This window comes from Streptomyces sp. NPDC101227 (assembly GCF_044767545.1).
Taxonomy (GTDB): domain Bacteria; phylum Actinomycetota; class Actinomycetes; order Streptomycetales; family Streptomycetaceae; genus Streptomyces.
Genome location: NZ_JBIWOD010000035.1, coordinates 1 through 7,353 on the forward strand (window position 1 = coordinate 1; position 7,353 = coordinate 7,353).

General features: G+C 70.1%; 8 protein-coding genes and 1 pseudogene. 5 read left to right on the forward strand and 4 right to left on the reverse strand.

Annotated elements, in window-relative coordinates; translation table 11 throughout:
- The first annotated feature begins 178 nt into the window (after nucleotides 1-178).
- Nucleotides 179-946, forward strand: coding sequence for a hypothetical protein (locus tag ACIRPT_RS40165; RefSeq protein ID WP_403836731.1), 768 nt, complete (start codon nucleotides 179-181; stop codon nucleotides 944-946).
- On the opposite strand, the gene ACIRPT_RS40170 is transcribed toward ACIRPT_RS40165, so the two are convergent.
- Both ACIRPT_RS40170 and ACIRPT_RS40175 read right to left on the reverse strand, forming a co-directional pair.
- A complete protein-coding gene (locus tag ACIRPT_RS40170; RefSeq protein ID WP_403836733.1) occupies nucleotides 894-1,886 on the reverse strand; it encodes an ATP-binding cassette domain-containing protein in 993 nt (330 codons plus the stop codon). The genes ACIRPT_RS40165 and ACIRPT_RS40170 overlap by 53 nt on opposite strands.
- 131 nt (nucleotides 1,887-2,017) lie before the next feature.
- Nucleotides 2,018-3,292 carry an FAD-dependent oxidoreductase gene (locus tag ACIRPT_RS40175; protein ID WP_403836735.1) on the reverse strand — a complete coding sequence of 425 codons (1,275 nt, stop codon included), beginning with the start codon at nucleotides 3,290-3,292 and terminating at the stop codon, nucleotides 2,018-2,020.
- A 98-nt stretch (nucleotides 3,293-3,390) separates the two neighbouring features.
- Here ACIRPT_RS40175 and ACIRPT_RS40180 point away from each other — a divergent pair, with 98 nt between their 5' ends.
- The gene (locus tag ACIRPT_RS40180; protein ID WP_403836737.1) at nucleotides 3,391-4,338 is read left to right on the forward strand and encodes a helix-turn-helix transcriptional regulator; all 948 of its coding nucleotides are present in this window, start codon (nucleotides 3,391-3,393) and stop codon (nucleotides 4,336-4,338) included.
- A gap of 288 nt (nucleotides 4,339-4,626) precedes the next feature.
- On the opposite strand, the gene ACIRPT_RS40185 is transcribed toward ACIRPT_RS40180, so the two are convergent.
- Complete coding sequence (locus tag ACIRPT_RS40185; RefSeq protein ID WP_403836739.1) at nucleotides 4,627-5,040, reverse strand: hypothetical protein; 414 nt, start codon at nucleotides 5,038-5,040, stop codon at nucleotides 4,627-4,629.
- Between the two features lie 50 nt (nucleotides 5,041-5,090).
- Between ACIRPT_RS40185 and ACIRPT_RS40190 the strand changes: the two are divergent.
- The 3 genes and pseudogenes from ACIRPT_RS40190 to ACIRPT_RS40200 form a co-directional block, all read left to right on the forward strand.
- Nucleotides 5,091-5,228: pseudogene (locus tag ACIRPT_RS40190) on the forward strand (hypothetical protein); the annotation flags it as partial.
- 29 nt (nucleotides 5,229-5,257) lie between these two features.
- Nucleotides 5,258-5,593 (forward strand): cytochrome P450, encoded by a 336-nt coding sequence (locus ACIRPT_RS40195; protein WP_403836741.1) that lies wholly within the window; start codon nucleotides 5,258-5,260, stop codon nucleotides 5,591-5,593.
- 215 nt (nucleotides 5,594-5,808) lie between these two features.
- The gene (locus ACIRPT_RS40200) at nucleotides 5,809-6,318 is read left to right on the forward strand and encodes a DinB family protein (RefSeq protein WP_403836743.1); all 510 of its coding nucleotides are present in this window, start codon (nucleotides 5,809-5,811) and stop codon (nucleotides 6,316-6,318) included.
- 542 nt (nucleotides 6,319-6,860) lie between these two features.
- Here the strand turns inward: ACIRPT_RS40200 and ACIRPT_RS40205 are convergent.
- The gene (locus tag ACIRPT_RS40205) at nucleotides 6,861-7,208 is read right to left on the reverse strand and encodes a hypothetical protein (RefSeq protein ID WP_403836745.1); all 348 of its coding nucleotides are present in this window, start codon (nucleotides 7,206-7,208) and stop codon (nucleotides 6,861-6,863) included.
- Between the last annotated feature and the right edge of the window lie 145 nt (nucleotides 7,209-7,353).

Sequence of the window (7,353 nt, forward strand, 5' to 3'; positions counted from 1 at the left end):
GTCAGGCCGACGAAGAACGCGAACGCGATCCGGCAACCGTCCGGGTTCGGTTCGACAGCGTGGAAGTTCCCCGGGTTGAACAGCAGGCCCTCGCCTATTGCGCGGCCCGCCTCACCGGGTAAAGTCGCGATCTTCGGTCGGCGGAAGCCGTACGGAGTCCTCGAAGGCTGGATACATCATGCATCTCGCCGACCATCCCGCACGTCGCCGTCTCAGCGCCGCCCTGGACAACCTCTCCATCACCTTCCACGGCATGACCGCACATCCGGACGAGCGCAACTGCGAATGCCACTGGGGCAGTGCGGAGGAGCTCTCCCTTTTGAAGACGCCGGACGTGGAACTGGAGCCGGATCTCCTGCGCCGGACCTGGCAGGCCATCGACTGGATGGATCACGCGGCCGTGCTGCGCCGCATCCTGCCGCAGTTCGCCAATGCCTTGGTCGCCGGTCGGGTGGAGCCCCTGTTCGGACTGGAAGAGGCCGGATACTCCTTCGCCCGCGGCCGCTGGCAGCAGTGGCCCGACGATCACGCCGGTCCGGTACGCGAGTTCTTGCATGCCTGGTGGGCGCAGAGCCTCACCGATCCGGATGTGGCCGTCCCGGCGCACCAGGTCTTCGCGGTGTGCGCCGAGGCGTCCGGAACGCTCGGCCCCTGGCTTGCCGACTGGAAGAAGCAGACCGGGTACCTCAGCGACCGACGTCTCACCGAGGCGGCGGCGGAATGGGAGTACGAACTCCTGGGAGACAGCCTGCCGTGGAGCGTCGGCTGGTACGAGCACGACGAGGAGGAGATGCGCGCCGAACTGGTCGCCTGGCTCCTCGGACACGCGGCGGTGCGGCTCCGCGAGTCGGGCGCATCGGCGGATCTGCAGCACCGGATACGACTGCTCGGACTCACCGACGAGGACCGCTGGACAGATCCGCACTGGCCCGGCCACCGCTACTGACGGCCAGCGGGTGCGACGGCTCTCGTGGCGGCATGCCCCGTTCCGGTACGTCCCGGTGCCGCTGAGGCGCAAGGACTACATCGAGCTCATGCCCCTCAAGCGGCAGAAGATCAACCGGCCAGGGCTTAGTCGCTGCGCGTCGGACACGGCCATCACAGCCCAGCGCATCGCTCACCCCACCGTGAGCTGCACACCGCACGGCCATGACCGATCGGCCACCGTCGGCCATGACCGATGGCCGATGCCGGTATATCGGCCATCGGTCATCGGTCATGGAGCGGACCGGCGGACCGGCCATGACCGATACGGCGCGAACGCAGCCACCGCGGGGTGTTCCCCATCGGCCATGGCACCCGTGAACCACTTCGCGCGACGTCCTCGCGCGAGTGGCTGACGTCTTGCGTGCGGATGACCGATTGACCGATGCCAGGAGCCAGAGCTGGCACGCGCGTGCCGGCGGGTGGCCGAGGCGGAGCAGCGGGAGGCTGCCCGACGGGCGCTGGCGCGGCCGGCGGTGGCGGCGCCGGAGTGGCCGCCGCAGATGAGGGTCGGTCCGGTTCCTTGGCCGGGCGTTGTGGTGCCTCGGCGCCTTCCGCCTCCCACTGAGCGACGATCCGCGGATCCGGCCCGCAGACCACACGCCGGAGGCGGCCGCCCGTGTTCCACCGCTCAGCCGATCCGCCAGCACTCCTGCGTACGAGGCGAGCCCGAGCTCCTCCATCGCCTCCCACGCCCGCCGCGCCGTGGACAGCCGGTAGGCGCTCTGGAAGTACCGGACGTGCTGGGCGACCGTCGACGCGTCGTTGAGCACGACGTGCTGCGGGCAGTACCCCAGCTTCGCGCCGGGCTCGACCGTGCCCCGGTCGGGCCGCAGCTGACCGGCCAGGATCTTCAGCAGCGTTGACTTGCCCGCGCCGTTCTCCCCGACGATCCCCGCCAAGATGCCAGGCCCAGCTGAAGACTGACACCCCGCAGCATCTGATGGCGGCGGTAGGCATGATGCACGTCATGTACGCGTACGGCAGACTCCTTGCACCAGGACCAAGTCCACAAAAACAGCCACGACAGTCTTCAACGATCGCGCCGTGCAGGCATTCCGCCGTGGGGACCGCGGCGGCGCAGGCGGTGGGCTGCGGCCAGGACGGAAGTGGCTGCTGTGGTGGCGACTGCGCCGAGGGGGGTGTCCGTCGCGCGGATCCAGCCGACTGTCTTCATGGCCAGGGTGAGGACCTCGCTGCCGCGTCGGCGCATGCCCGCTTCGTACTGGCTGACGGCGACGGTGAGTCCGGTGGTGCCGTCGGTGACGTCGCGCAGATGGTCGAGCAAGGCGGCGGCGTCGCGGATAGCCGCGCCGGCTCCCATGCCGGCGGTCGGCGGCGTCGCGTGGACGGCATCGCCGAGCGCGGTGATCCGGCCGGCAGGCCAGGGGGCAAGGTCGTGAGCCCGGGTCGAGGCGGCGTGGAAGCGGTACGCGGCCACGGTGTGCGGACTTGCGGCGGTGATGACTTCGAGAGTGCGCTCGGACCAGCCGCGTTTCCGGTAGCAGGTCAGGAGCGCGGCCTGCAGGTCGCCGGCGCGCAGCTCGCGCAGGGAATCGGTGGTGGACTCGGGGAGCATGGCGCCCCAGATGTAGGTGGGGCCGGTCGTGACGGCTGCCCGCAGCTCGGGGGCGTCGAGCACGGCGTTGCCTACCGGGTCGAGGAAGCCGACGTACAGGGCCATGCCCCGGGGCCCGAGTGCGAGGCCGGAGCGCAACCCGAGGCGCTGCTGCTCGCACGCGCCCAGGTAGTCGCGGCGCGTGCGGCCGGAGAAGCCGACGATGCCCGTCGGGGTGTTGGTCCGGCCGCCTGCCAGGTGCCGGGCGACGAGGGAGTGCGTGCCGTCCGCGCCCACCACCAGATCGGCCGGGACGGGATCGGCGCCGGAGAAGTACACCTCGGGCCTGCCGTCCTTGCCATGGCCGACGCCGGTCACGTTCCGCCCCAGGTGGAGGTCGTCGCCGACCGCCTCGGCGAGGAGCGTCCGCAGGGTGACGCGGTCGATGTCCACACCGGAGTCGCCGCTGAGGTCCGGGCCGAACCCGATCACCCGGCCGTACCGGTCCCACAACGCGTCGCGGTCGCGCAGCCGCAGCGCGGAGGCGGACGCGAGCAGCCGCTCCACGACCTCCGGCGCGACCAGCTCCCGGAGGGCTGCCTGCGCCGGCTCGTGCAGGGTGATGTGGTAGCCCCCGGTCGCTGTCACATCGGTGTCGCGATCGAACACCGTCACTTCGTGCCCCTGCCGGCGCAGCCCCGCGCCCAATGCGAGGCCACCGATCCCGCCACCGACCACTACGACACGCATCCTTCGTACTCCCCATTCCTTGGCAACTTGCCTTGCAGGGGCCGACCTTGGCAGAGGTAGTGGACACCGAGTGGCCAGTACTGGCTTACGGTGGGGCGATGGCGACCACCTCGCAGCGCGCATTGCGGCTGCTCTCGCTGCTCGGAACGCGTCGGCAGTGGCCGCTGCGCGAACTCGCCGACCGGCTCGGCGTCAGTGAGCGCACCGTCCGCCGCGACATCGAGACGCTGCGCCGGCTCGACTACCCGATCACCACCGCCCACGGGCCCGACGGCGGCTACCGACTCGGCGCCGGGCAGGCGCTTCCGCCGCTGCAGTTCGACGAGGATCAGGCGCTCGCGATGGCGGTGGCGCTGCAGACCGCTCCCAGTACGGTGTTCGGCCTCGGTGACGACGCGGCGCGGGCGCTCGCGGTACTTGAGCAGGTGATGCCTGCTCGGCTGCGGGCGTCGATGGAGTCACTGCGGCTGACCAGGCTGCAGAATTACTGGGAATTTCCGGGGCCACCCATCGATCCGGATGCGCTGACGGCCGTGGGGGCGGCGGTGCGTCGTCGCCATGTGCTCGTCGTCGAGACTCCGGGCGTCGGCGGCACCCGCCGTATCGAGCCCCATCACCTGGTTGTCTGGGCCGCCCGCTGGTACCTGGTCGCTTACGACCTCACCGACGGAGACTGGCGGGTCCACCGCGTCGACCGGCTGCGCGTCCGCCCGACGACGCAGGGGTTCGCCGCCCGCCAGCTGCCCGCGGACAGCCTCGCCCAGTTCGTCATGAGCAGCCACGACCGGGGCGACACGCCCGCCGAGTGGCCCTGTACGGGCAGTGCCCGGCTCGACCTGCCCGCCGCCGTCGTCGCCCGCTGGGCCCCGGGCGGCTCGGTCATCGAACATCTGGACCCCGGCCACTGCCGCCTCACCCTCGGCGCCTGGTCCTGGGCCGGCATCGCCGGCCTCCTCGCCACGTTCGACGCCGACCTCGCAGAGGTCCGCCCACCCGAACTCGCCGACGCCTGCCGTCGGCTGGCGCGGCGGTGGGACGGCATCTGATCGCGCGATGAGCTGCTCGTGCGGGGTCAGGCGGTTTTGAGCACGGAGAAGCCCCTGCTCATCGAACAGGGACTCCCTTTGCCGCAACGCACTCAGCGGATCGGTCAACTGACCGGGCAGACTCCTGACTTGATGCGGCCCCTGACTGGGCTGGTGCAGCCTCCCTTTCCGCCGTTGCTCATCCCGGTGGGGATCGGGCAGTGCCGCCACCTTGCTGATCGCGATGGGGGAACAACCCAGAACGCCTGGGCAGTAAGGCGCCGTTCGCGCAGCGCCCTCTTGCCGCCTCTACACGGCGACGGAGGAGCACGCTGTACGGCTGAGGGCGGCCCACAAGGCCGATGCCATACGGATCAGCCACCGGCGGGCGGGCGTGGCGGCAGCCAGGGGCAGCAGGGCGAGGGCCGCGGCCGCGGCGGCGCGGAGAGTCGTTTTGATCACGAGGTGTTGATACCGCCGGCCCGGCGACGGCTGTAGGCCTTCGCCTCGGCGGCCCACCCGGGCGGGTGGCTTGTCAAACCGGTACCGCCAAACCGCCGGATCGCCGGCGATGACGGCCATCATCAGGACGATGGCGGCATGCTGGGAGAACAGCGGGGTCTCCCTGCTGTCGGCGGCCGCGGGCTGCGGGGCTACGGGAACGGCCGGGTCCGTCGACGTCCCCTGCAGCTGCGGGACGTTCGCGTCAATCGTGGTGGACATGGCAAGTCTTTGCAGTCCGCAAACGGCTCCGGAATCTGCTGCACCAGCCCATCGAGGAACGCAAGAACAGCGGCGCCCCGGGCGACGACCTCATCGGCCGACTCCTGACCGCCCGTGACACCGAGGGGGACGGCCAGGGGCTGTCCGCAGAGGAACTCGTCGACCAGTCCCTGTCCATCCACGCGGCGGGCGTGGAGACCATGGCAACGACCCTCTCGTGGGCCTGCCACCTGCCGGCCCTCCACCCGGCGGCCCTGGGCGATGGACCGACCGCCCACATGCCAGCACCTCACGCCACGGCTTCGCAGCTTTCGGCGGCGGCGCACGCAAATGCCTCGGGGACGAATTCGCCATGATCGAGGGCACACTGGCCCTGGCCGCGATCACCACCCCCTGGCGACTGCACCCGCAACCCGGCACTGGCCACCACCCCCGAGTCCGCTCCACGCTCCAGCCACGGGCTCTACGCATCAGAGTGACCGCCTGGGACGACGACGCAGTGATCCACGACGAACACAGCCCAACGTGCTCTCCGACACTGAGGCAGAATTGACTTCTGCCCACGACGCCTTGGGACTGCGAACTGGAACACCTCTATGAACCGGCTGGTGGTGAGGTGGTTGACGCCGGCGTCGCCTGCATGATCGATCCAAGGCGTAGCTGCGGATGTCGGACGACCGATGAGCCTTGCGCCCGCATGGTCCGTGGTGGATAGCCGACTGGGCAGATACTGGCCCTGAATACAGACACGGATGAGGAGCACAGTCGGTGACCAGTGACCATCGCATAGGACCGCCCAGTTCGGGAAGCGAACGCGACATGCTGCGGGCTTTCCTCGACTACCATCGCGCGACCCTCGCCATGAAGTGCCAAGGGCTTACCGACGAGGAACTGCGGCAGCAGTCGATGCCGCCGTCCACGCTTTCACTGCTCGGTCTGGTGCGGCACATGGCGGAGGTGGAGCGCGCTTGGTTCCGTCGGGTGTTCGAGAACAACGACGCGCCTATGGTCTGGTCCGACAAGATCGACTTCCAGGCGGCGTACGACGCGAGCGCGTCGACCAGGGAGGAGGCGTTCGCAGCCTGGGAGGCCGAGGTGGAGAACTCGCGCCGCATCGAGCGGGATGCTGAGTCCCTGGACCGGGCCGGGTATCAGCCAAGATGGGGCGAGGAGGTATCGCTGCGGATGGTGATGGTGCACGTCCTCCTGGAGTACAGCCGCCACAACGGCCACGCGGACTTTCTGCGTGAGGGGATCGACGGGACCGTGGGCGCCTGAGTCCGCAGGGGCCACCGACCTCCACATGCTGAACTTTTCCAGAAAAGTCGCGTGCGCTGCCTGCCGGCAGGAAGGCACCCCCACCGGGCCCTGCCCGACGGTTCGATGTTCAAGGCGCACACGAACAACTGTCTTCCGTCGGTCACATTTGCCCGCCCCCAACCGTCAGGGCAGTGACAACACCACGAAAGCCCGAAGGAGACGGCGACCAACGTGGGTTCTCCGCCCAGGAGCAGAGCGTGGGTGACCCCCGCGTCGGCCATGCGCCGGGCGAAGGCGTCCGCGACCTCCTCGTCGGAGGCTTCCGAGACTCCCTTGTCCATCCCGTGTCCGAAGTACCAGCATCCCTGGCACCGAATGTCGCATGCCCGGGTGAGGAACACGACGTTGGTGCGCACCGTGCCGGAGAACTTCTGCAGCCGGCGCAGCCGCTGCGCCAGATCGGGGTCCGCGGCTCTGATCTCACGCAGCCGGTCCCGGATGTATCGCCTGGTCGGCTGCAGCTGCACAGGGACAGTCGTCACGGTGCGAGGGCCTCTCGTTCACGGATTGCTCGGTGAATGCGGGGAAACGGCGCGCCAGACGGTCTCATGACTGGCTATCCGGTCGGTCAGCTCACTGACCAGCGGCTCGAACCTGCCCGCAGGGGAGGTCAGGTCACACCACATGAGGCGGGTCACCTCGCCGTACAGGGGGTGCTCGCGTACGTGTCCCAGGTCCCGGCAGCCGTAATGGGCAACGAACCGGTGCTGGCCCAGTCCGGTGTCCACGGTTCCCCAGGCTCGGGTCCTGTGCAGGGCACGCCCGGTGGCGAGGGCCAGCGCGACGAGCAGCGACGCGGTACGCCCCCCACGGTGCGCGGGGTGAACGATGAGCTTTGCCAGCTCCACGCCTTCCCCCGGTGCCGGATGCCCCATCCGGTGCAGCACGCCGTCCAGTGCGGCGGCGGGGGCCGGGGGGCGCCCCCCCCCCCCCCCCCCCCCCCCCCCCCGGGGCCCCCCCCCCCCCCCCCCCGTGCCCCCCCCCGGCCCCGGC

What these genes read in the sequence shown, in the direction of transcription:
- ACIRPT_RS40180 (WP_403836737.1), top strand. Translation starts at nt 3,391, where the DNA reads ATGGCGACCACCTCGCAGCGCGCATTGCGGCTGCTCTCGCTGCTCGGA.
- ACIRPT_RS40165 (WP_403836731.1), top strand. Translation starts at nt 179, where the DNA reads ATGCATCTCGCCGACCATCCCGCACGTCGCCGTCTCAGCGCCGCCCTG.
- ACIRPT_RS40175 (WP_403836735.1), bottom strand. Translation starts at nt 3,292, where the DNA reads ATGCGTGTCGTAGTGGTCGGTGGCGGGATCGGTGGCCTCGCATTGGGC.
- ACIRPT_RS40185 (WP_403836739.1), bottom strand. Translation starts at nt 5,040, where the DNA reads ATGTCCACCACGATTGACGCGAACGTCCCGCAGCTGCAGGGGACGTCG.